At 77.4% G+C, this 663-nt stretch carries 1 protein-coding gene; it reads right to left on the bottom strand.

The features are described 5' to 3' along the window. Nucleotides 1-631: TIGR03084 family metal-binding protein (locus ACJA3G_RS38135; RefSeq protein WP_406557567.1), on the bottom strand; the 631-nt coding region annotated here is incomplete at its 3' end. Nucleotides 632-663 lie beyond the last annotated feature (32 nt).

Genomic DNA, 663 nt, shown 5'->3' with positions numbered 1-663 from the left:
GCTGGGGGGCGTCCTGGGGGCCGTAGGTCCAGCGTGTCTCGCCGTCCGGGGCGAGGAGTTCGACCCGGAACTCCTCCCCGGGCGCGGCGAGCCCCCGTACGGCGAAGGCGAAGTCGCGGGCGCGGACGCCGATACGGGCGACGTGGCGCAGCCGGTCGGTGGGCCGGCGGGTGCGGCCGAGGGCGTCCCAGACGTCCTGTCCGTGCGCCCAGGTCTCCATCAGGCGGCCGGTGGCCATGGAGGCGGCGGACATGGGCGGGCCGTACCAGGGGAAGCGGGCGCCCCGGGGGGCGCCGAGCAGCGCCTCGCGCAACCGGGCGCGCCCGTCCCGCCAGCGCCGCAGGAGCTCTTCGGGGTCCAGCCGGGCGCCCTCCTCGGCGCCCTCGTCCACGAAGGAGTCCGGGGCGGCGGTGGCCTTCTCGACCTCGGCGGCGAACGCGTCCGCGTCGGTGACGGCGAGCAGGGCGGCACGGTCGGTCCAGGCGAGGTGGGCGATCTGGTGGGCCACGGTCCACCCCTCGGCGGCGGTGGCGCGCCGCCACGCGCCGGGCTCCAACGCCGCGACGAGCCGGTCGAGTTCGTCCCCTTCGTCGCGCAGATCGTCGAGCACGGCGGTCGTCGGATCGGACACGGGGGATCCCTTCGGGGTGGGATGCGGGGGTG

It is taken from the genome of Streptomyces sp. YS-3, from assembly GCF_045257485.1.
Taxonomy (GTDB): Bacteria; Actinomycetota; Actinomycetes; order Streptomycetales; family Streptomycetaceae; genus Streptomyces.
The sequence above is the reverse complement of the archived record's forward strand: the minus strand, read 5'-3'. Positions and strand labels throughout refer to the sequence as shown.